The 20,361-nt window shown below is 67.0% G+C and carries 20 protein-coding genes; 18 read left to right on the forward strand and 2 right to left on the reverse strand.

All coding sequences use genetic code 11. The features are described from left to right. The first annotated feature begins 95 nt into the window (after nucleotides 1–95). The 8 genes from ACIBG5_RS31910 (at nucleotide 96) to ACIBG5_RS31945 (ending at nucleotide 7,313) form a co-directional block, all read left to right on the forward strand. A complete protein-coding gene (locus ACIBG5_RS31910; protein ID WP_360440988.1) occupies nucleotides 96–494 on the forward strand; it encodes a PPOX class F420-dependent oxidoreductase in 399 nt (132 codons plus the stop codon). Nucleotides 495–586: 92 nt separating this feature from the next. Continuing rightward, nucleotides 587–2,524: a glycoside hydrolase family 43 protein gene (locus tag ACIBG5_RS31915; protein WP_396395218.1), complete on the forward strand. Its 1,938-nt coding sequence runs from the start codon at nucleotides 587–589 to the stop codon at nucleotides 2,522–2,524. A gap of 115 nt (nucleotides 2,525–2,639) precedes the next feature. Further along, the gene (locus ACIBG5_RS31920) at nucleotides 2,640–2,957 is read left to right on the forward strand and encodes a PadR family transcriptional regulator (RefSeq protein WP_202873292.1); all 318 of its coding nucleotides are present in this window, start codon (nucleotides 2,640–2,642) and stop codon (nucleotides 2,955–2,957) included. Nucleotides 2,958–2,960: 3 nt separating this feature from the next. Next, complete coding sequence (locus ACIBG5_RS31925; RefSeq protein ID WP_396395219.1) at nucleotides 2,961–3,329, forward strand: DUF1048 domain-containing protein; 369 nt, start codon at nucleotides 2,961–2,963, stop codon at nucleotides 3,327–3,329. Further along, a complete protein-coding gene (locus ACIBG5_RS31930) occupies nucleotides 3,329–4,087 on the forward strand; it encodes an ABC transporter ATP-binding protein (RefSeq protein WP_396395221.1) in 759 nt (252 codons plus the stop codon). Before ACIBG5_RS31925 ends, ACIBG5_RS31930 begins: the two co-directional genes overlap by 1 nt. 8 nt (nucleotides 4,088–4,095) lie before the next feature. Continuing rightward, nucleotides 4,096–4,857: an ABC transporter permease gene (locus ACIBG5_RS31935; RefSeq protein WP_396395222.1), complete on the forward strand. Its 762-nt coding sequence runs from the start codon at nucleotides 4,096–4,098 to the stop codon at nucleotides 4,855–4,857. Between the two features lie 117 nt (nucleotides 4,858–4,974). Continuing rightward, complete coding sequence (locus tag ACIBG5_RS31940; RefSeq protein ID WP_396395223.1) at nucleotides 4,975–7,110, forward strand: MMPL family transporter; 2,136 nt, start codon at nucleotides 4,975–4,977, stop codon at nucleotides 7,108–7,110. A 68-nt stretch (nucleotides 7,111–7,178) separates the two neighbouring features. Beyond that, nucleotides 7,179–7,313 carry a hypothetical protein gene (locus tag ACIBG5_RS31945; protein WP_396395224.1) on the forward strand — a complete coding sequence of 45 codons (135 nt, stop codon included), beginning with the start codon at nucleotides 7,179–7,181 and terminating at the stop codon, nucleotides 7,311–7,313. Between the two features lie 9 nt (nucleotides 7,314–7,322). Here ACIBG5_RS31945 and sigJ read toward each other — a convergent pair whose 3' ends face one another. Continuing rightward, a complete protein-coding gene (gene sigJ / locus ACIBG5_RS31950) occupies nucleotides 7,323–8,219 on the reverse strand; it encodes an RNA polymerase sigma factor SigJ (protein ID WP_396395225.1) in 897 nt (298 codons plus the stop codon). Between the two features lie 144 nt (nucleotides 8,220–8,363). Here sigJ and ACIBG5_RS31955 point away from each other — a divergent pair, with 144 nt between their 5' ends. Next, nucleotides 8,364–8,882, forward strand: coding sequence for a carboxymuconolactone decarboxylase family protein (locus ACIBG5_RS31955; protein ID WP_396395226.1), 519 nt, complete (start codon nucleotides 8,364–8,366; stop codon nucleotides 8,880–8,882). 11 nt (nucleotides 8,883–8,893) lie between these two features. Here ACIBG5_RS31955 and ACIBG5_RS31960 read toward each other — a convergent pair whose 3' ends face one another. Then, complete coding sequence (locus ACIBG5_RS31960) at nucleotides 8,894–9,949, reverse strand: LacI family DNA-binding transcriptional regulator (protein WP_396395228.1); 1,056 nt, start codon at nucleotides 9,947–9,949, stop codon at nucleotides 8,894–8,896. Nucleotides 9,950–10,081: 132 nt separating this feature from the next. Between ACIBG5_RS31960 and ACIBG5_RS31965 the strand changes: the two genes are divergently transcribed. The 9 genes from ACIBG5_RS31965 (at nucleotide 10,082) to ACIBG5_RS32005 (ending at nucleotide 20,361) form a co-directional block, all read left to right on the forward strand. Beyond that, the gene (locus ACIBG5_RS31965; protein WP_396395229.1) at nucleotides 10,082–11,386 is read left to right on the forward strand and encodes an ABC transporter substrate-binding protein; all 1,305 of its coding nucleotides are present in this window, start codon (nucleotides 10,082–10,084) and stop codon (nucleotides 11,384–11,386) included. Nucleotide 11,387: 1 nt separating this feature from the next. Continuing rightward, nucleotides 11,388–12,305, forward strand: coding sequence for a carbohydrate ABC transporter permease (locus ACIBG5_RS31970; protein WP_396395230.1), 918 nt, complete (start codon nucleotides 11,388–11,390; stop codon nucleotides 12,303–12,305). Next, nucleotides 12,305–13,201, forward strand: a complete 897-nt coding sequence (locus tag ACIBG5_RS31975; protein WP_396395231.1) for a carbohydrate ABC transporter permease — start codon at nucleotides 12,305–12,307, stop codon at nucleotides 13,199–13,201. Before ACIBG5_RS31970 ends, ACIBG5_RS31975 begins: the two co-directional genes overlap by 1 nt. A 32-nt stretch (nucleotides 13,202–13,233) precedes the next feature. Then, a complete protein-coding gene (locus ACIBG5_RS31980) occupies nucleotides 13,234–14,286 on the forward strand; it encodes a zinc-binding dehydrogenase (RefSeq protein ID WP_396395232.1) in 1,053 nt (350 codons plus the stop codon). Then, nucleotides 14,283–15,077: a sugar phosphate isomerase/epimerase family protein gene (locus ACIBG5_RS31985; protein WP_396395233.1), complete on the forward strand. Its 795-nt coding sequence runs from the start codon at nucleotides 14,283–14,285 to the stop codon at nucleotides 15,075–15,077. The genes ACIBG5_RS31980 and ACIBG5_RS31985 overlap by 4 nt, the downstream gene beginning before the upstream one ends. A 171-nt stretch (nucleotides 15,078–15,248) precedes the next feature. After that, nucleotides 15,249–16,742 (forward strand): sulfatase-like hydrolase/transferase, encoded by a 1,494-nt coding sequence (locus ACIBG5_RS31990; RefSeq protein WP_396395234.1) that lies wholly within the window; start codon nucleotides 15,249–15,251, stop codon nucleotides 16,740–16,742. After that, on the forward strand, nucleotides 16,739–18,052 hold the full coding sequence (locus ACIBG5_RS31995) for an ABC transporter substrate-binding protein (protein ID WP_396395235.1): 1,314 nt from the start codon (nucleotides 16,739–16,741) through the stop codon (nucleotides 18,050–18,052). The genes ACIBG5_RS31990 and ACIBG5_RS31995 overlap by 4 nt, the downstream gene beginning before the upstream one ends. Before the next feature lie 7 nt (nucleotides 18,053–18,059). After that, nucleotides 18,060–19,289 (forward strand): ROK family protein, encoded by a 1,230-nt coding sequence (locus ACIBG5_RS32000; protein ID WP_396395236.1) that lies wholly within the window; start codon nucleotides 18,060–18,062, stop codon nucleotides 19,287–19,289. After that, nucleotides 19,282–20,361 (forward strand): enolase C-terminal domain-like protein, encoded by a 1,080-nt coding sequence (locus ACIBG5_RS32005; RefSeq protein ID WP_396395237.1) that lies wholly within the window; start codon nucleotides 19,282–19,284, stop codon nucleotides 20,359–20,361. The genes ACIBG5_RS32000 and ACIBG5_RS32005 overlap by 8 nt, the downstream gene beginning before the upstream one ends.

Below are 20,361 nucleotides of genomic sequence, written 5' to 3' on the forward strand. Positions count from 1 at the left end.
ACCATGCTCGTCCAGACCACGGACAGGCTCGACGCACGTGACAACGCGATGCCAGTCTTGTCGGACCACGGATCGACGTACATCAGGAGGCGAGAGTGGAGATTCCGGCCGAGTTCGAGGAACTGTTGTCATCGGCAACAGTCGCGTTCGTTGGGACGATCGGTAAGCGGGGTGAGCCGCAGGTGACGCCGCTGTGGTTCCTCTGGGACGGCGAGCGCGTGCGGATCAGCCTGGTGGAGGGCCGCCAGAAGTTGCGCAACCTGCAACGTGACCCGCGGATCTCGGTCGTGATCGTGGACCCGGCCCGGCCGACGTACTACCTGGAACTGCGGGGGCGGGTCGAGGAGTTGATCGCCGACCCGGATCTCGCGCTGGAGCAGGCGATCGCCCGGAAGTACACCGGCGACTGGGCAGACGTCGAACCGCCGGGTACGACGCGGTACGCGGCAGCGATCATCGTGGAACGCACCACAAGCCAGCTCGGCAGCCCTTGACGGCACCCTCCCGGCGGGGCTGTAATCGATGTCTCCAGCCGTGTTGACGTAAACATCCTTACTGCCCGTCCGCCCCGACGTAAGGACCCCGGATGAGACTGATCAGACTCGCCGTCCTGAGCGCAACGCTCACCCTGCTGGCCCCGGCCGCGATCGCCGCCCCGGCCCCACCCGCACCCACGACCTACAACTCGTTCCGCCCCGGCGCCGAATGGCTCGACACGACGGGCCAGGTGATCCAGGCACATGGCGGCCAGGTGGTGCCGTCGACCGACGACCAGGGCCGGCGGATCTGGTACTGGTACGGCGAGGATCGCAGCAACGGGTACTTCGACTCACCCGGAGTCCACGTCTACGCGTCGTACGACTTGTACAACTGGAAGGACGAGGGCCTCGCTCTGCGGGCGATGAGTTCACCGGACCAGTTCACGAACGACAAGTACTTCGCGAAGCTGTACAAGCACTACACCGCCGCCCAGAAGGAGATCGTCTGGCGCGACCTGTCCACCAACAGCGTCCGCACCGACGGCTGGGCCAGACCGTCGATCCTCGAGCGGCCGAAGGTGATCCACAACAAGGCGACCGGCCAGTGGATCATGTGGGTGCACTCCGACGGACCGTCGTCCCCGACCGGTACGTCGACGTACGCGCGGGCCGAGGCTGGGGTGGCGATCGCGGATTCGCCGACCGGGCCGTTCCGGTGGATCGACTCGTACCGGCTGAACCGCGTGCCGAGCGACTCGGTGCCGTGGTGTGGGACCGGGTCCGCCTTCGACCCGGCCGGCGGCATGGCCCGGGACATGAACCTGTTCGTCGACGACGACGGGACGGCGTACATCGTCTACTCCTCCGAGGAGAACCGGACGATGTACATCTCGAAGCTGAACAAGTCGTACACGTACCTGTCCGCGCCGCCCGAGAAGGCCGTGCAGGGGAAGGACTTCGTGCGGACGCTCGCGTGCAACCAGCGGGAGGCGCCGGCGATGTTCAAGTCCGAGGGCACCTATTACCTGATCACCTCCGGTGCTACGGGATGGGATCCGAACCCGGCGCGCTATGCCACCGCGACGAGCGTTCTCGGCCAGTGGACCGACAAGGGCAGCCCGATCAGTGGGGCAGGCGCGGCGGATACGTATCGGTCGCAGAGTACGTCGGTGATCCCGGTCGATCCGGCGCGGAACAAGTACGCCTTCATGGGTGACCGGTGGACTCCGGATGACCTGGCCAACGCGCCGTACATCTGGATGCCGATGAGCTTCGGCGAGGGCGGCAGCCTGTCGATCGGCCCCGACCAGGAGTGGACATTGCACGACCTGGCGCCGTACCAGCGCTGGACTGTCGAGACGGCGCTGCCGGATCACGTCTGGCTGAACGACACGAGCACGTTGCCGGCCGCGGTCAGTGTGAAGACGGCGGCGGGCTCACAGCAGGTCGCGGTCACGTGGGATGCGTCGACCATCGCGCAGCCGGGGCCGGCGAGCCTCCGCGGAGCTCTGTCGGACGGGCGTACGTTCACGCGGTCCGTCATGGTCGTCCCGCACAACGTTCGGTACGCCGTCAACGCGGGCGGTGCCGCGACGGCGGACTGGCAGACGCTGATGCAGACCGCCGCCAGTGAAGGTGCCCTGCTGAATTCGGGCCCCGAGCAACCATTGGGAGTCGATCCCGTCACCGGGACGACCTGGGGTTACACCGGGTCGAGCGCACCCGCGGGGAGTGGGGACCTGTACAGCACGTTGCGCTACGCCAAGGATCACGAGGCGCTCGTCTACACCTTCGGTGGCCTGGAGCCGGGGACGTACACGGTCCACGCCGGGTACTTCGATCCGTGGCCGTGGGCGAACCGCGCCGCCGAGGTCACGGTCAACGGTTCGGTCGTCGACCAGCAGCGTCTCTTCACAGGCACCGGTACGGCGGCGTCGTACAGCGGGATCGCGGTCGGTGCCGACGGCAACATCACCGTCTCCATCGCGCCGACTCGCGCCCCAGACATTCAAGTCAGCTGGCTGATGGTCTCCCGCGACAGCTGACTCTGTGCCCCCGGGTGACTCCGGGGGCACAGTTGTGTCCGCACTATTCAGTGCTACTATCTACTGGTAGTCAGCAGCACTGAGTAGTACGAGGAGGTGAGCCGTGGTCAAACAGATGACGGAGATGCTGAAGGGCACGCTGGAGGGGATCGTGCTCGCGATGCTGCTCGGGCGGCCCGCGTACGGCTACGAGATCACCGCGTGGTTGCGGGAGCAGGGCTTCACCGACATCGCCGAGGGCACCATCTACGCCCTGCTGGTCAGGTTCGAGCGACGGGGTCTCGTCGACGTGGAGAAGGTCCCGTCGGAAAAGGGCCCGCCGCGCAAGGTGTATTCCCTCAACGCTCAGGGTCAGGAATATCTCGACGAGTTCTGGAGGACATGGAGCTTCCTCTCCGAACGGCTCGAACAGCTCCGCGAAGGAGGTCGGTAGGAAATGGCTGCACGATGGATCGAGAAGGTCACCGGACCTCTCGACGAGAAGAAGCGATGGCGGCAGTACAAGGCGCGCAAGCGCCGGCTTCCCGCGAACTATCGCACGGCGGTCGAGGCCATCGAGCGGTACTTGATGTACTTCGGGCGCGGCGAGGCCGGTTTGACCACGATGTACGAGGACCTCATCGACCTGTTCGAGCAGAGCGCGGCGGCCGGGACACCGATCCGCGACATTGTCGGGGAGGACCCGGTGGAGTTCGTCGAGACCTTCGTCCAGAACTACCCGGACGGGCAGTGGCGAATCCGCGAGCAGAACCGGCTGAACAAAGCCATCGCAGACGCTGCCGGAGAAGACGAGAGGCCCGTTTGATGACGACCCGGTCCGTCATCCAGGTGCAGGGCCTGGAGAAGTCGTACAAGGAACTGAAGGTATTGCGCGGCGTGGACTTCGACGTGCAGCGGGGCAGCATCTTCGCCCTGCTCGGCTCGAACGGGGCGGGCAAGACGACGGTCGTGCGGATCCTGTCCACGCTGCTCAAGGCCGACGCGGGGACGGCCACGGTGAACGGCTTCGACGTCGCGACCCAACCGGACAAGGTGCGGGAGTCGTTCAGCCTGACGGGTCAGTTCGCCGCCGTCGACGAGATCCTCAGCGGGCGGGAGAATCTCGTGCTGATCGCCAGGTTGCGGCACCTCGACGACCCGGGCGCGATCGCGGACGATCTGCTCGCCCGGTTCTCGCTGACCGAGGCGGGCGGGCGGCGGGTTGCGACGTACTCGGGCGGCATGCGTCGCCGCCTCGACATCGCGATGAGCCTGATCGGGAATCCGCAGGTCATCTTCCTCGACGAGCCGACCACCGGGCTCGACCCGCAGGCGCGGATCGAGGTGTGGAACAGCGTCAAGGAACTCGCCGAGCACGGAACGACAGTGCTGCTCACCACCCAGTACCTGGACGAGGCCGAGAAGCTCGCCGACCGGATCGCGATCCTCCACCAGGGGCACATCATCGTCAACGGCACCCTCGCCGAACTGAGGCGACTCCTCCCGCCGGCCAAGGTCGAGTACGTCGAGAAGCAGCCGACCCTCGAGGACGTTTTCCTCACCCTGGTCGGCACGGACAAGTAAGGACAACCATGGCCACGCATCTCTTCGGCGACACCGCCGTACTCACCGGGCGATCCCTTCGTCACATCACCCGCAGCCCGGACACCATCATCACCACCGCACTCATGCCGATCGCGATGATGCTGCTGTTCGTCTACGTGTTCGGCGGCGCGATCGACACCGGGTCGACGTCGTACGTGAACCACCTCCTGCCCGGCATCCTGCTCATCACGATCGCGTCCGGCGTTGCCTACACCGCATTCCGGCTCTTCACGGATCTGCAGGGCGGGATCTTCGAGCGTTTCCAGTCCCTGCCGATCGCGCGGTCGGGCGTGTTGTGGGGCCATGTGCTGACCTCGGTGGTCGCCAACCTGATCTCACTCGTGATCGTTGTGGGCGTCGCCCTCATCATGGGCTTCCGCACCGGAGCGGGAGTCGCGGCCTGGCTTGCGGTGGCCGGGATCCTGATCCTCTTCACCCTCGCGGTGACCTGGCTCGCCGTGGTCGCGGGCCTGTCCGCCAAGTCGGTGGACGGCGCGAGCGCGTTCTCGTACCCGCTCATCTTCCTGCCGTTCCTCAGTTCGGCGTTCGTGCCCACCGAGACCATGCCCGGCCCGGTGCGCGCCTTCGCCGAGAACCAGCCGGTGACGTCCATCGTCAACACGATCCGCGCGCTGTTCGCCGAGCAACCGGTCGGCTCCGACATCTGGATCGCCCTTGCTTGGTGCGTCGGCCTCCTGGTCGCCGCCTACGCCTTCGCGGTCGCGCTGTACCGGCGCAAGATCAGCTGACTCGCACCGCCCCGGACGGTGTCTGCGGCGTGTCAGCCGCGTGTCAGGACGGTCGGCGATCGTCGTGGCAACAAACCATGCGCCCTTGCACGCAACAAATTCCTGAAAGGATCTGTCATGTTCGCACGACTGGGCTCGCTGGTCGTTCGCCATCCCTGGCGGACGATCGGCGCCTGGGTGGTGATCATCATCGGGGTCGTCGCGACGGCCCCGGCACTGAACTCGACCACGGACCAATCCGCCTTCCTGCCGTCGCACTACGAGTCGATCCAGGCAGCCAAGCTGCAGGAGAAGGCCTTCCCCAACGCCGCCGCGCCCGCCGCGATCGTGGTGTTCGAACGATCCGACGGCGCGCCGCTGACCGCGGCCGACGCGGCAACGGTCGAATCCGTCACCGGGCAGCTGAACCAGGCACAGCTGAAGGACGTCACCGGGATCCAAGCGGTCCCACCGCCGGACAACCGGCTCATCCAGATCGCCGCGGTGCAGATGACGAAGGTCACGAACCCCAGCGACACCAGGCAGAGCGACGCGGTCAAGGCGCTGCGTACGGCGTTGCAGGACAAGGTCAACGGCACCGACCTGAAGGCCGGCGTCACCGGTTCGGCCGCGCAGGCCCTCGACGCGCAGGAGTCCTCGACCAAGGGCCTGGCCATCGTCGGGATCGCCACCGTGGCGCTGATTCTGTTGCTGTTGCTGGTGATCTTCCGCAGTCCGGTGATCGCGCTGCTGCCGGTCGTGGTCATCGGGGCGATCTCCTCGGTCGTCAACGGCCTGATCGCCATGGTGAGCACGGCGTTCGATCTGAAGATCGACCCCTCGGTCAGTCCGATCCTGCTGGTGGTGCTGTTCGGGGTTGGTACCGACTACATCCTGTTCCTGATGTTCCGCTACCGCGAACGGCTGCGGGCCGGGGAGGATCCGAAGACCGCGATGGTCAGCGCCGTCACCCGGGTCGGTGAGGCGATCACCTCTGCCGCCGGCGCGGTGATCATCGCCTTCATGGCACTCACGCTGTCGACCCTCGGCCTGTTTCGCTCGCTCGGACCGGCGCTGGCGATCGCGGTGGCGGTGGCACTGCTGGCCGGGCTCACCTTGGTGCCGGCGATCGTCTCGCTGCTGGGCACGAAGGTGTTCTGGCCGTCGAAGGCCTGGCGCGTCGAGCCGAAGGGAGCCTCGTTCGCCAGGCTCGGTCGCGGGCTCGGTCGTCGTCCGGCGGTGTTCGCCGCGGCCTCCGGTGGTCTGTTGATCGTGCTGGGTGTGTTCGCCATCGGTTTCAACCCGACGTTCGATCTCACCTCGGGCTCGACCTCCGACACCTCCGAGTCCACGACGTACAGCAAGGAACTGCTCAAGGGCCTGCCCGCCGGCGTCACCCAGCCGTCGGACGTGCTGCTGCAGTCACCGAACCCGCTCAGCAAGACCCAGCTCGACACCTATCGCAGCGAGCTGACCCGAGTCGACGGAGTCGGCGAGGTCTCGGAACCCACGCTGTCGCAGGACAAATCGGTCGCCCACTTCCAGGTCACGCTGCAGACCGCGCCCGAATCGGACCAGGCGATCGAGACTGTCCGGGGACCGCTCCGTACGGCGGTCCACGAGGCCGCACCACCCGGGACCACCGCGGTGGTCGGCGGTCTGACCTCGGTGTTCGTCGACTTCCAGGATGCGATGAATCACGACTACAAGGTCGTGTTCCCGTTGGCGGCAGTCCTGATCATGATCGTGCTGGCGCTCCTGCTGCGCAGTCTGGTGGCGCCGTGGTACCTGATGGCGTCGGTGTTCCTGGGCTTCGGGGCCACGTTGGGTGCGACCGTCATGGTGTTCCAGCATCTGCGGGGCGAGAGCGGGCTCATCTTCACCCTGCCGGTGATCATGTACCTCTTCGTGGTTGCCCTAGGCACCGACTACAACATCCTGATGGTGGCCCGATTGCGGGAAGAGGCGCGTGAGGGCCGCAATCCGAGGGAAGCCGCCGCCCTGGCCCTGCACCACACCGGGCCGACCATCGCCGCGGCGGGCGTCATCCTGGCGGGCACCTTCGCCTCGATGATGCTGGCAGGCAACTCGACGCTGGCGCAGATGGGCTTCGCCATCTCGGTCGGCATCGCGATCGCGGCGTTCGTCATGGCGATGTTCTTCACCCCGGCGCTGACCGCGCTGATCGGTCACCGCGCCTGGTGGCCGGGTCACGGCGACACCCAGCAGAAGCCACAGCAAACCGAGGACCGAGAGCCGGTCCGGATCGGCTGATCCCCACCACCGGAGCCGGGCTGCCCGCGAGGGCAGCCCGGCTCCGGCATGTCTGGGTCAAAGCGGCGGTGGACCAGCACCGAGGCAAGCAGGCCGCCGAGTCGCTGCTCCGGATGGCGCACGCGCTGACCGCCCGGCTCGGCGGCCCGGTGCACGCTCCGGTCACTGTCGACTCAGTCCCACTGAAGAACCGCCGCTCCTGACCGACTCCGCTACCGCAGCGTCCACGGCCGGAGCTTCTCGGGGTTGCGCACGGCCCAGATGTGCGTGATCCGGTCGGCTGCGATGTCAAACGCGTACACGGTCACGATCACGCCGTCCTGCTCGGCGACCAGGCCGGGCTGGCCGTTGACCGTACGCTCCAGGATCGTGAGGCCGCCGTGCCTGTCGGCGAGCTCGACAAGGCCGCGCGCGAGCTGCCCGGCGCCTTCGAACGGGCGGCGCACGGTGGTGGCGAGTCCGCCGCCGTCGCCGGTTGCGGTGACATCGGGGTCGAGGAGGCCGACGAGGGCGTTGATGTCCTTGGCTTCCCAGGCCTGCTTGAAGTTCCTGACGATCGCGGCCTGCTCGGCGGTCGGGGGTGGCGGTGCCTGCGAGGTCCGGATCCGCCGACGGGCCGACGAGGCCAGTTGCCGGCAGGCCACCGGCGTACGGCCGACGATGTCGGCGACTTCGGCGAACGGGTAGCGGAAGACGTCGTGCAGGATGAAGGCGACGCGCTCGGCCGGCGTCATCGCTTCGAGTACGACGAGGAAGGCCATGCCGATCGACTCGTCGAGGGTGATGCGGTCGGCCGGGTCGGTGGTGGTGCCTTCCGCAGGTGCGGGCAGGGGCTCGGGGATCCACTCGCCGACGTAGTTCTCCCGACGGGCTCGTGCCGAGTTGAGCACGTTGAGGCAGATGCGGCTCGCGACCTTGGTCAGCCAGGCGCCGGGCGAGTCGATGGCCTGTTGCTGCTGGGGGGACAAGGCGTACCAGCGGGCGTAGGTCTCCTGCACGGCGTCCTCGGCTTCGGCGAGCGAGCCGAGGAGCCTGTACGCGACGTTGATCAGCTGACGCCGTTCGCTCATGATCGCGCTCAGACTCTGATCGGGTCGGTCGATGGTCATGGTGTCGCCGGCTCCTTCGGTTGCGTCTGTCCTCACCACTCCGACAAATCAGCGCCCCCGAATGTGACGTCGCCTCACATTCCCGGCGCGTGCCTTGTCGGACCGGGTGAGACACCATCCCGAACACCGGAAGGAAGACCTCACATGTCCACGCCGATCACCACCGCCGTCACGACGGAGCAGGACAGCATCCAGTCGCGCCTGCCCGACCTCACCAAGCTGTTCCCCGAGCTGGCAAAACTCTCCGGGGCAGCGCGCAGCGCCGTACGGAACGGGCCGGTTCCGCAGGCCACCATCAACCTGATGCTGCTCCGCGGCGCGCAGATCGTTGGCAGCACCTACCACTCCGTCGCGATGACCGACAACCTGCGCAAGGCCGGGGAAACCGACCAGCGCATCACCGCCGTCGCGACCTGGCAGGACGCCCCCTTCTTCACCGACGCGGAACGGGTCGCACTGGAGCTCATCGAGGCCGTTCTCACCCCGAACCCGTTCGGCGAACGCGTCCCCGACGAACTGTTCGCCAAAGCATCCGCCCTGTACGACGACGAGGAGCTCTGGATCCTCACCATGGCCATCGGCCACTTCGGCATGTTCGTCCCGGTCGCCCTCATCGCCAAGCCCATCCCCGGCAGACCCATCGGCAAGAACTACAGCAGATAACACCAACATCCTCAGGCCGGTTCGGTTGTTGCACTCGTTGGCCGGCTCGACTCGCGGACGATGATGTCGTGCGGGACGGTGTAGACGCGGGCCGGGTCCCGGTTGCCCTCGATCCTGCTGATCAAGGCCTCGAATGTCTTGTCCGCAAGGAGATCCAGGTCGGTGGCAACACTGCTCAGACTGGGGGACAGGTAGCGTCCGTCGATGATGTTGTCCCAGCCGATCACGGCCACGTCCTCGGGCACCCGGACCTGGTGCTCGATGAAGGTCCGGATGGCGCCGATCGCCAGCAGGTCGCTGGCGCAGACCAACGCGTCGATCTCGCCGATCCGGGGCAGTAGCTGCTCGGCCACCGCCGAACCCGACTCCCGGCTGTAGCGGTCGCAGCGGAGCAACCAGTCGTCGCGGCTCTCCAGGTCCAGCTCCCGCACCGCGGCGCGGTAGCCCTCGAGTCGTAACTGGCCGACGCTCGACGGCCGGGACGGATTGCCACCGACGTAGGCGATCCGCCGCCGGCCGCCGTCGGCCAGATGCCGGACGACATCCCGGGCGGACTGCTCGTTGTCGATAGCGACGTAGTCCGCGGTGCCCTCACTGAGGTGCTCACCGAGCAGCACCATCGGAGTGAACCGGCTCATGTCCGCCATCCGCCGCGGATCCACCGCCAGCGGGCTGTAGATCACCCCGTCGATGCTGTGGCCGGGATATCCGCCGGCGGCGCGCAGTTCGTGCTCGTCGCTGCGCCCGGTCTCGTCGGTGAAGACGGCGTACCCGTGCCGTTCCCCAGCCATGATCAAGGCGTGCGCCAACGCGCCCAGGTACGGCTCGTCGATCCGCGGTACGGCGAGGGCGACGATGTTGCTGCGGCCGCTCTGCAGTTGCCGGCCGACCAGTGACGGGGTGTAGCCCAGTTCGGCGATGGCGGCCTTGACCCGGGCCCGGGTCTCGGCCTTCACGTGCCGCCGCTCGTGGACCACGTTGGTCACGGTCTTCAACGACACCCCGGCCAGCTCCGCGACGTCCTTCAGCCGGGCCGGACGACCCGGTAGGCCGTTCTCAGGCGTCATCGTTGTCCCTTCGACTACCTCAGCCACATCTTGACAGAGCCCACGAGCCCGGTCAGCATACTTCTAACGTTAGAACTTCTAACGTTAGAAACGCTTCCGATGCAGTGCAGCCGCCAACAGGGAAGTGGGCTCGTGAAGAAGATCGCGTACGTCGCCTCGATCATGCTGACCACCGGAGCACTCTTCGCCAGCGCGGCCTGCACCGGCGGCGCTGGGGGCGCCGGGTCCGGAACCGTCGAGCAGGAGACCGGCAGCCAGCAGGAGATCCGGTACATGATCGGGCAGCCGGAGGATCCGGCGGATCTGGAGTTGATCAAGTCCGACCTGAAGACGTTCGAGTCGAAGAACCAGGGCATCACGGTGAAGCTCGACGTCATTCCGAGCGAGAACGTCCGGACCGTCCTGCAGACCCAGCTGCGCTCCGGCGAGGGTCCCGACGTCTTCGGATACGACACCGGACCGGGCTTCGCCGGCGCACTGGCCAAGGCAGGACTGGTGTACGACCTGACCAGTGCCTACGCCGAGCACAAGTGGCCGATCTACGACTTCGCCAAGAAGCGCGTCACCTTCGACGGCAAGATCGTCGGGGTGCCGAGCCAGATCGAGGAAGTCGGCATCTTCTACAACAAGACGCTGTTCGCGAAGCACGGGATCGCCCAACCGCAGAACCTCGCCGACCTGACCGCCGCGGCCGAGAAGCTCAAGCAGAACAACGTCGTCCCCTTCGCCGTCAGCGACAAGGAAGGCTGGCAGGGCGGCCATTTGCTCAGCATGTCGCTGTCCAGCGCGGTCGGATCGAAGGGCATGGACGACCTGCTCAACGGCCGTACGTCGTGGAACACCCAGCCGGTGGTGGACTCGCTGGCGGTCTGGAAGCAGTGGAACGACAAAGGTCTGCTGACTCCGTCACCGGCCGCGGTCAGCTACGACAACGCGAACGCCCTGTTCTACTCCGGCAAGGCTGCCATGGACCCGACCGGCAGCTGGCTGGCCCTGGACATCGAGCGGAACGCCAAGTTCGACGTCGGCTTCATTCCGTTCCCGGCCCAGGACGGACCGGGCATCTTCAGCGGCGGTCTCGGAGCGGGCACGTTCGTCTCCGCGTCGACCAAGAAGGCGGACGCGTCGATCAAGTTCCTGGACTATCTGCTCACCGCCGAACACGGCCGCTGGGCCGCCGAGAAGCTGCAGGACATCCCTGCCTATCCCATCGACACCGCCGGCATGAAGGCGTCGCCGTTGTTCAAGCAGGTCCTGGACGACTCGGCCAAGATCGCCGACGGCACCGGTGACTTCGGGTACAACATCGACGTTCTGACCACTGACGTCTTCAACAACGCCATGTGGAAAGGCATCCAGGGCATCCTCAGCGACCAGTCCGATCCGGCGAAGGTCGCCGCCCAGCTGCAGACGGCGTACGAGAAGTCGGCGAAATAGGATGGGTGCCGTCAGCAACGTTCCTGCGGTCACCCGCAGGGCCCAGGCGCGACTCGGCATCCTGCTCGCGCTGCCGGTGGCGGTGATCACGGCGGTGTTCTTCGTGTTCCCGATGGTCAACGCGCTCTACTACTCGGTGGTCGACTTCGACGGCCTCGATCCGACACCGCCGTTCGTCGGGCTGAGCAACTTCACCGAGATGTTCACCGACTCCGCGACCTGGCACGCGCTGGGGAACAACGCGATCTGGATCGGGATCGGCACCGCCGTGCCGATGGTCATCGGGCTGCTGGTGGCCGTCCTGATCTGGTCCAGTCGCGGCGGTGGAGCGGCGTACCGGCTGCTGTTCTTCCTGCCGTTCATGCTGCCTGGGGTGGCGATCGGCATCGTTTGGGGCTGGATCTACGACCCGGTCAACGGCTGGATCAACCGGGTGCTCGGGGCCGTCGGTCTCGGAGGCTGGAGCCGCGGCTGGCTCGGGGATCCGGACACCGCGATCTTCGCCGTGCTCGCCACTGCGATCTGGGCGACCTGCGGCTTCGTCATCATGATCATCCTGTCCGCGCTGCGCAACGTCGACGTGGAACTCGTCGACGCCGCCCGGATCGACGGCGCGAACGCCGGCCAGCGGCTGTGGCACATCCTGTTGCCGCAGATCATGCCGGTCTTCCTGATGGTTCTGACCTTGACGCTGGTCGGTGGGTTCAGCGTCTTCGACATCATCTTCATCATGACCGGCGGTGGACCGGCCGATGCCACCGAGGTGCTCGGGACATACGCGTACTCGAGCGCGTTCCAGCTCAACCGGATCAGCTACGGCACTGTGCTGGCGCTGCTGATCACGGTCCTGGCGGTGCCGTTCACCATCATGCTGAACCGTCTTCAGCGACGGCTCTCGCTGCAAGGGCTGGGGGCCTGATGGCCGATCTGCCTGTCGCCGTCTCCCGCCGCACTCGATCCAGCGAGCAGTTGGAGTTCCGCCGGCACGCGGTCCGCCGGTCCACGGATCTCGCCGTCCGCCACCTGGCCCTGATCGCGATGGCGGCGCTGACCCTGTTCCCGGTGCTGTTGATCGTCTCCACGGCACTCAAGACACCGCAGGACGTGCGTAGCGATCCGTTCGGATTGTTCTCCACGTTCTCGCTGGAGAATCTGCGCTCGGCCTGGACCGTCGGGCGGTTCAGCAGCTATCTGCTGGACAGCGTGCTGCTGACTGTGCCCAGTACGGCGGTGGTGATCGTGATCTCGACGATGGCCGGCTACGCCTTCGCCCGATTGCCTTTCCCGGGACGGACGGTCGTCTTCTATCTCGTCGTACTCGGGCTGCTGGTGCCCTTCTTCACCTACATGATCCCGCTGTACTTCCAGCTCCGGTCGATGGGTCTGCTGGACAGCCTGGTCGGCGCCAACCTCGTGCTGATCTCGACCAACCTGTCGTTCGGAACGTTCTTCATGCGGGCCTTCTTCTCCGATCTGCCCGAAGAACCGGAGCAGGCGGCGCGCATCGACGGCGCCTCCGAGAGCCGCATCTTCGCGCAGGTGATGGTGCCGATGGTGAGCTCGGGTGCCGCCGCGCTGGCGGTCTTCACGTTCCTGAGCAACTGGAACAACTTCCTGGTGCCGTTGCTCTACCTGCCCAGCGGGAAGTACCGGCCCCTCACGGCCGGTCTGTACAACTTCACCGGCGGCCGCTCGATGGACATCGGGCCACTGGCGGCCGGCACCTTGATCACCATCGTCCCGGTGATCGTGATCTTCGTCGTCCTCCAACGCCAAGTCACGCAGGGATTCATGTCCGGCGCCGTCAAGGGCTGACTCACCGCACAACGCAGTTCCGAAGGAGACCTATGCCATCCCTGGTCAGATTCAGCTCACCTCGCGTCGCGGAGGTCGTGCCCGATATCGAGCGCACCCCGCAACCGGACGAGGTCCTGATTCGTACGTTGTACTCCGGCATCTCCGCGGGCACCGAACTGACGGCGTACCGCGGCAGCAACCCGTATCTGAACAAGCGGTGGAACGACGACTCCCGGCTCTTCGTCGAGGGCGACACATCGATCAGCTACCCCGTCGACGGTTGGGGGTACGAGGAGGTCGGCGAGGTCGTCTCGCTCGGCGCCGCGGCTGACGGCGTCAACGTCGGAGACGTGGTCTGGGGGACCTGGGGACATCGCAGTCAGACGGTCAAGAAGGCGGACTGGGCAGCGCAGCGGATCCTGGCCGCCGGCGTTGATCCGCGGGTCGGAATCTTCAGCCAGATCGGTGGGATCGCGCTGAACCTGGTGCTGGACGCCGACATCCACATCGGCGAGACGGTCGCGGTCTTCGGCCTCGGCGTACCCGGGCAACTGGCCGCTCAGCTGGCCCGGCTGAACGGCGGCCGGGTGATCGCGGTCGACGGGCTCCCTGCCCGCCGTCAACTGGCGCTGGACCTCGGCGCCGATGGTGTGCTCGATCCCGCTGACGGCGGGATCGCCGAACGGATCCGTGACCTGACCGAAGGCCGCGGCGCCGATGTGTGCCTGGAGGTGTCGGGCAGCTACCACGCCCTGCACGAGGCGGTGCGGTCGGTCGCGTACAGCTCCCGGGTCTGCGTCGCCGGCTTCATGCAAGGCGAGGGTGCGGGCTTGCGGCTGGGGGAGGAGTTCCATCACAACCGCGTGTCGCTGATCGGCTCGCAGATCTCGGGTGTCGCGCCGGCCTTGCAGCATCGCTGGAACTACGACCGACTGGCGAGGACCGCGATCCAGCTCGCCTCGGACAAGCGGCTGAACGTGACCGACCTGATCACCCACACCGTGCCGATTGCTCAAGCCGCGGAGGCCTTCCAGATGCTCGATGAACGTCCGCAGGATGCGCTGCAGGTCGTGCTCAGCTTCGACCAGGAGGTGACCGCATGAGCTTCCGACTCGCGGCCGCGGAGCTGACGCTGCCCGGCGAAACGTTGGAGGAGAAGTTCGCCTTCGTGCGGACGGTCGGCTTCGACGGGATCGAACTGTCCGCCCGTGGCGACGGGATCTTCGGAGCGCGGATCGACGAACTGCGACGGGCCCGCGACGCCGGCGTACTGATGCCGACCGCGGTCGTCCACATGGACCACTTCATCGGAGACTTCGATGCCGACCGTCGCCGCGATGCGATCGAGCAGCTCAAGCTCCAGTTGAGCACGATCGTGGCGGCGGGCGGCACCGGCATCGTCTCGCCGCACGCCTTCGGTCTGTTCTCTCGACGGTTGCCGCCGTTCGTCCCGCCGCGCTCGGTGGAGGACTCCCGGGCGGCGCTGGTCGAGGCTCTGCGTGAAGTGGGTGAGCATGCCGAGTCCGTGGATGCGAAGGTCTACCTGGAACCGTTGAACCGGTTCGAGGACTTCGTGATCAACCAGCTGGCCGATGCGGTCTCGGTGGTAGAGGAGGTCGGATCGCCCGGTGTCATGATCACGGCGGACACCTTCCACATGTCCATCGAGGAAGCCCGCGTCGGCGAGTCGATCAGGCAGGCCGGTTCGCTGATCGGCCACGTCCAGCTCGGCGACAGCAACCGCCTGGAGCCCGGTGCCGGCCACTACGACTGGCCAGAAACTCTGCAAGCCCTGGAAGCCGTCGGCTACACCGGCTGGCTGGCCATGGAATGCGGCCTCAGCGGCCCGGTCGACCAGGTCTTGCCAAGGGTCGCCAAGCTGCTCTCACGCTGACCATCTTGTTGTTCGGGGCAACAAACAGGAGGTGGCAGCGCTTTCCTTCCGGTTGAAGTTAATGGGCTCTCGCGCCCCTGTCAACCCCTCGGCCGAGTGGTTGACAGGGGCGGTGCGGGGAATTAACTTCAGCTGGAAGTAAAGCCGCTGACCCCCGACAAGGTGAGACGTGTGACCGACCGTCTGAATGTGCTGGTCGTCATGGCTGACGAGCAGAGCTGGAACACGATGGGCTGGACCGGCAACCCCGCGGCGCGGACGCCGTACCTGGACGAGCTGGCGGGGGAGTCGACCGTCTTCGACGCGTGCTACACGCCGTTCCCGTTGTGCTGCCCGGCGCGGACGAGTCTGTGGACCGGCCTGATGCCGCGGCACCACGGCGTACTGGGGAACTGGCGGCCGATCGAACCGCAGTTGCGTACGGCGGGGGTCGCGCAGGCGTTCGCCACCGCGGGCTATCACACGCACTACAACGGCAAGTGGCACGTTCCCGGTACGACGCCGGACCGGATGGGGTGGGCGGACAGCAGTGCGATTCCCGCCGTACTGCGTGGTCAGGATCGTGGCCGGTACATCGAGGAGTACCGCTCCTGGGCGGGCGAACGGGGGTACGCGTTCGACCCGGACCACATCGAGAACCTCACCGCACCCGACCTCGAGGCGCTGGCCGAGCGGCCGTACGCGACATCGAGCGTCCCACTGGAGTCGTTCCTCGAGAACTGGCAGTGCGACCGCTTCCTGGCCGGGCTCGATCAGCGTCCCGCGGACAAGCCGTGGCTGGCCGTGTGCTCGTTCAACGCCCCGCACTTCCCGATGCTCGTCCCGAGCCCGTACGACAAACTCATCGATCGCAACCAAGTCCGGCTCCCCGAGAGCTGGTCGACGGGTACGGCGACCAAGCCGCGCGAGGTGCGGGAGTCGCACTTCGCCCGCGACTTCGAGGGCCTCACCGAGCAGGACTGGATCGAGGTCACCAGCCACTACCTCGGGCTGTGCGCACTCGTCGACAGCCAGTTCGGCCGGATCCGCCAGTACCTGGAGGACGCAGGCGAATGGGACCGGACGGTCGTCGTCTTCACGTCCGACCACGGCGACCTCATGGGCGCCCACCGGCTGATGGAGAAGGGCCACTGGCTGCACTACGAGGAAGACCTCCGGGTGCCGTTGATCGTCCGTCACCCGGACGGCCGGCAGAGCCGCAACGCCAACTTCGTGTCGCTGTGCGACATCGGACCGACCTTGACCGAGGTCGCCGGGGTGCCCTGGCACGAATCACATGACGGGCGTTCGTTCGCGGCGATGCTCGGCACCGACTCTGCCGCACCGACGCGCGACTATGTGACCGCTGAGACGATGCTGCACGACGGTCGTCCCGGTGGGAACGGTGATCCGTTCCATGCAAGAGATTGGCAGTACCCGAGAGACAGTCTGAACCTGTCCGTCCGCACCGCGGATCATCGCTACATCTTCCGGTCTCACGACGAGGCCGAGCTGTACGACCTGGCTGCCGACCCCTGGGAGCAGCACAACATCGCGGCCACGGCCGAGGGAGCACCGACGGCGGCGTCGCTGGCCAAGCTCCTCGCGGACGAGGTGGCCGACGTACTTCCCGACGCCGCGGCCCTGGTCCGCGCCGGCTCATCGAAAGCGAAGGCCACATCATGACCCGCACACACCTGTCCCGGCGCACCTTCCTGCAGCTGGGCGCCGCGGCGGCCGGAGTCGCCGCCGTCTCCTCCTGCTCCCGCGGCCTCGGTGGCTCCTCGTCGAGCGGCGGCGGTTCCAGCGCGGCGCTGGAGGTGATGTTCTGGGGCGAGGGCGACCAGAACAAGAAGCTCATCGAGGCCCTCGACGTCTACCAGAAGAGCGAGGGTGCGGCGAAGGTCAACCCGCAGTACTCCGGGTTCTCGGGGTACTACGACAAGCTCGCCACCCGAGTTGCCGGCGGCAACCCACCGGACGTGTTCCAGATCCACCTGCCGTATCTGATGGAGTACGTCAAGCGCGGTGCGGTGCAGCCGTTGGACCAGTACAAGGACGATCTCGGTCTCGACTCGATGCCGGACTACGTGTCGACAACGATCAAGGCGGACGGCAAGTACTACTTCGCCCTGCTCGGCGCCGCGACCCAGCCGGCCGTCATCGTCAACACGACGAAGCTCAAGGGCCTCGGTCTGGCAGCGCCCAGCCCCGACTGGACGCTCGACGAGTACAAGGCCACGATGGCGGAGGTCTGGGGCAAGAGCGGTCACAAGCTGGCCGGTACGGCGGATCAGGGCGGCAGCCCGATCGCCCTCGAATCCTTCCTGCGCGGTCGCGGCAAGACGCTGTTCGGTGACGCCGGCTCGCTCGGGTTCAGTCAGGACGACATGGCGGCCTGGCTGCAGCTCTGGCAGGACCTGCGGGGCAACGGAGCCGCCGTACCGATGGCCTTGACAGCTGCTGCGACCGGGTTCCAGAACGACCCGGTGACAGTCGGCAAGGCGGCGTACACCGGTACGGCGACGTCGCGGGGCCTGCCGTCGATGCAGAGTCTGACGAAGGACACGTTGAGTCTCGGCACGTTCCCGTCCGGTGGTGCGGGCTCCCAGCCCGGCACGAACATCATTCCGGCCGGCTGGTTCGCGATCTCGCCCAAGTCGAAGAACATCGAGGGCGCCGTGTCGATGCTCAAGTTCCTCACCAGCAAGCCGGAGGCGGCCACCGCGATGGGACTGGCTCGTGGTGTCCCGATCCCCGAGGACATTCGCGCCACGATCGCGAAGTCCGCGACGGGCCTGAACAAGCTGGTGCTCGAGAACTATGCGCTGGTCGCGTCGAAGGGCCCGGCTGCCCTGCAGATGTACCCGCCCGGTGCGAGCAAGCTGCTGCAGACCTCGCTGCCGAACGCGAACCAGGTCGTCGGCTTCGGCAAGAGCACGGTGGCTCAGGCGGTGACCAAGTTCTTCGCGGACGCTCAGGCCGCGCTCAAGTGAGCCTCAAGTGAGCACTGCCTGCCAGGGCCGGCGGCTGCGGTCGGCGCAGCCGTTCGACGTCCGGCAGCAGAACTACTCGGCGATCCTGCGTGCGGTGATGCAGCACGGTCCGATCGCGCGGTCGGAGCTGTCCGGGCTCACCGGCATGGCGACGGGCACGATGACGAAGCTCACCGGGCTCCTGTCCGAGGCAGGTCTGCTGCGTGAGTTGCCGGCCGAATCCGGTCAGGGCGCGCTCGGCCGGCCGCGAACCCCGATGGTCGTCGACGACCGGGCCTATCGCGTGGTCGGCGTACATTTCGGACTGCGCCGCACCACCGTGTGCCTGCTGGATCTGCGCGGTGCGTTGCTGGCCGAGGTGCGTCTCCCGCATCGTCGGCGCGGCTTCGAACCGCTTGTCGCCCAGGCGGTCGAAGGGATCCAGGAGCTGACGTCGCGGACCCCGGGCAGGATTCTGGGTGTCGGGGCGAGCACCGGCGGCTGGGTCGATCGTGAAGCCGGTGTGGTGCGTGACCATCGAGTACTGCGGTGGCGGGACGCCCCGCTGCGGGATGCGCTGGCGGGCGGTCTGGGGATGCCTACGGAGATCGACTCCAGCTTCCGGGCGTTGGCCATGGCCGAGCGCTGGTTCGGTGGCGCGCAGGGTGTGGACGATCTGATCGGTTTGTTCGTGGGGAACGTCGTCGGTGCCGGTTTCATGCTCGGGGGCCGGGTGTTCCCGGGCTACTGCGCGGCCGCGGGAACCGTCGATCACCTCTCGGTGGGCGTGACGGCCGACGAGGTCTGTTCCTGCGGGCGGCGAGACTGTCTGCACGTGGCGGCCAGTGATCTCGCCGTACTCGCACGGGCCCGCAAGGAAGGTCTGATCGGGATGCGAGGGACGCTGGAGCGTCTCGTCCAGGCCGCCAGGGACGGCGATGCTCGTGCGGACGCTCTGTTGGTCGCGAGGGCGGAGCTGGTGGGTGTCGCGGCCGGCACGTTGATCGACATGCTCGACCCCGAGGTGGTCGTCGTCAGCGGCGGCGTGGTTGATGCGCCGGAGTACCTTCGGTCCGTCCAGCGGGGAGCCCGCGCGTACCTGCTGGACAAGCGGCCGGTCGATGTCGATTCAGTGGTGCGACTGAGCGCGTTCGGCACAGATGGCGTAGCGGTTTCCGCGGCCAGCGTGATCCTCGATCGGATCTACGCGGCACCGGCGGAGTTCGTCCCCGGACTGCTCGAGCTGCGCTATGGGTGACGTCGACTCGGCGGAAGTCTGGTCGTACCGGGCTTCGCGGCGCAGTACGTGGGTGATGGTCGAGGTGGTTGCCGATGGCACCCGAGGTGTCGGCGAGCTCTCCGACGGAGCGCCGCTGGACGCCTTGGTGAACGCCGCGCGCTCGGTCAACTCGGTGGTGATCGGCCTTCCGCTGAACGTGGCCCGGACGACGCTGCGTCGGCAGCTGGAGAAGCTGAGGACCTCCGGCGAGGACGCGTTCCTGTGGTCCACCGTCCTCGGTGGGTACGAGGCTGCCTTCGCGGATCTGCAGGCACGCCTCGAGGGCAGACCGCTCTCGGCGTCCCTCGGCCTCGGCGAACCGCAGCCCGTGCGCCTGTACGCAAACCTCAACCGCCGGTACGGCGGTGACGGTCCGGAGGCGATCCTCGCGGCGGCAGTAGATGCCGTACGCAACGGATTCCCCGCACTGAAAGTGGCGCCGTTCCTGGACAACCACGCCCGCGGAATGTGCGGCGCCCAGTTGATCGACGCAGGCATCGAAGTCGTCGCACTCGTCCGGGATGCGCTTCCGAGCGACGTACAGCTCATGGTCGACTGTCACCACCTCGTCCCCGCCGAACTGCTGGATGTCGTCGTCCGGGAGCTCGCGCCGATGGGGCTGCACTGGGTCGAGGACCTCGTGCCCATCGGTGACCGTTCCGGGATGGAAAGGGCTGCGGCCGGCGGGCTCGCGCTGGCCGCGGGGGAGCACATCTGGAATCCGGAGGTCGCCGCGGCTGCGTGTGCCACTGGTGCACTCCGGTACTGGTTGGCCGATCCCAAGCACGCCGGCGGACCGGTCGGCGTCGCACGGATCGCCGAGGCAGTCGAAGGTACGCAACTGACATTCCACAATCCGAGCGGTCCGATCGGCACCGCCCACGCGGCTCATCTCGCCGGACTGGCCGGTACGACGACCTGGCTCGAGTTCGCGTGGGGCGAGGCAGATCGCACCGCATTCCTCGAGCCTGCCGAGCCCGTGACCGACGGGATCATCCGGCCGACCGGTCCCGGCATCGGCTGCCGGCCTCGTTCCCGCCGAAAGGAGTGA

The organism is Kribbella sp. NPDC050241 (genome assembly GCF_044459685.1).
GTDB lineage: Bacteria > Actinomycetota > Actinomycetes > Propionibacteriales > Kribbellaceae > Kribbella.

Coding starts and splice junctions, on each gene's coding strand:
- ACIBG5_RS31970 (WP_396395230.1), top strand. CDS start 11,388: ATGGGTGCCGTCAGCAACGTTCCTGCGGTCACCCGCAGGGCCCAGGCG.
- ACIBG5_RS31980 (WP_396395232.1), top strand. CDS start 13,234: ATGCCATCCCTGGTCAGATTCAGCTCACCTCGCGTCGCGGAGGTCGTG.
- ACIBG5_RS31940 (WP_396395223.1), top strand. CDS start 4,975: ATGTTCGCACGACTGGGCTCGCTGGTCGTTCGCCATCCCTGGCGGACG.
- ACIBG5_RS31920 (WP_202873292.1), top strand. CDS start 2,640: ATGACGGAGATGCTGAAGGGCACGCTGGAGGGGATCGTGCTCGCGATG.
- ACIBG5_RS31930 (WP_396395221.1), top strand. CDS start 3,329: ATGACGACCCGGTCCGTCATCCAGGTGCAGGGCCTGGAGAAGTCGTAC.
- ACIBG5_RS31915 (WP_396395218.1), top strand. CDS start 587: ATGAGACTGATCAGACTCGCCGTCCTGAGCGCAACGCTCACCCTGCTG.
- ACIBG5_RS31975 (WP_396395231.1), top strand. CDS start 12,305: ATGGCCGATCTGCCTGTCGCCGTCTCCCGCCGCACTCGATCCAGCGAG.
- ACIBG5_RS31985 (WP_396395233.1), top strand. CDS start 14,283: ATGAGCTTCCGACTCGCGGCCGCGGAGCTGACGCTGCCCGGCGAAACG.
- ACIBG5_RS31995 (WP_396395235.1), top strand. CDS start 16,739: ATGACCCGCACACACCTGTCCCGGCGCACCTTCCTGCAGCTGGGCGCC.
- ACIBG5_RS31955 (WP_396395226.1), top strand. CDS start 8,364: ATGTCCACGCCGATCACCACCGCCGTCACGACGGAGCAGGACAGCATC.
- sigJ (WP_396395225.1), bottom strand. CDS start 8,219: ATGACCATCGACCGACCCGATCAGAGTCTGAGCGCGATCATGAGCGAA.
- ACIBG5_RS31925 (WP_396395219.1), top strand. CDS start 2,961: ATGGCTGCACGATGGATCGAGAAGGTCACCGGACCTCTCGACGAGAAG.
- ACIBG5_RS31935 (WP_396395222.1), top strand. CDS start 4,096: ATGGCCACGCATCTCTTCGGCGACACCGCCGTACTCACCGGGCGATCC.
- ACIBG5_RS32005 (WP_396395237.1), top strand. CDS start 19,282: ATGGGTGACGTCGACTCGGCGGAAGTCTGGTCGTACCGGGCTTCGCGG.
- ACIBG5_RS31960 (WP_396395228.1), bottom strand. CDS start 9,949: ATGACGCCTGAGAACGGCCTACCGGGTCGTCCGGCCCGGCTGAAGGAC.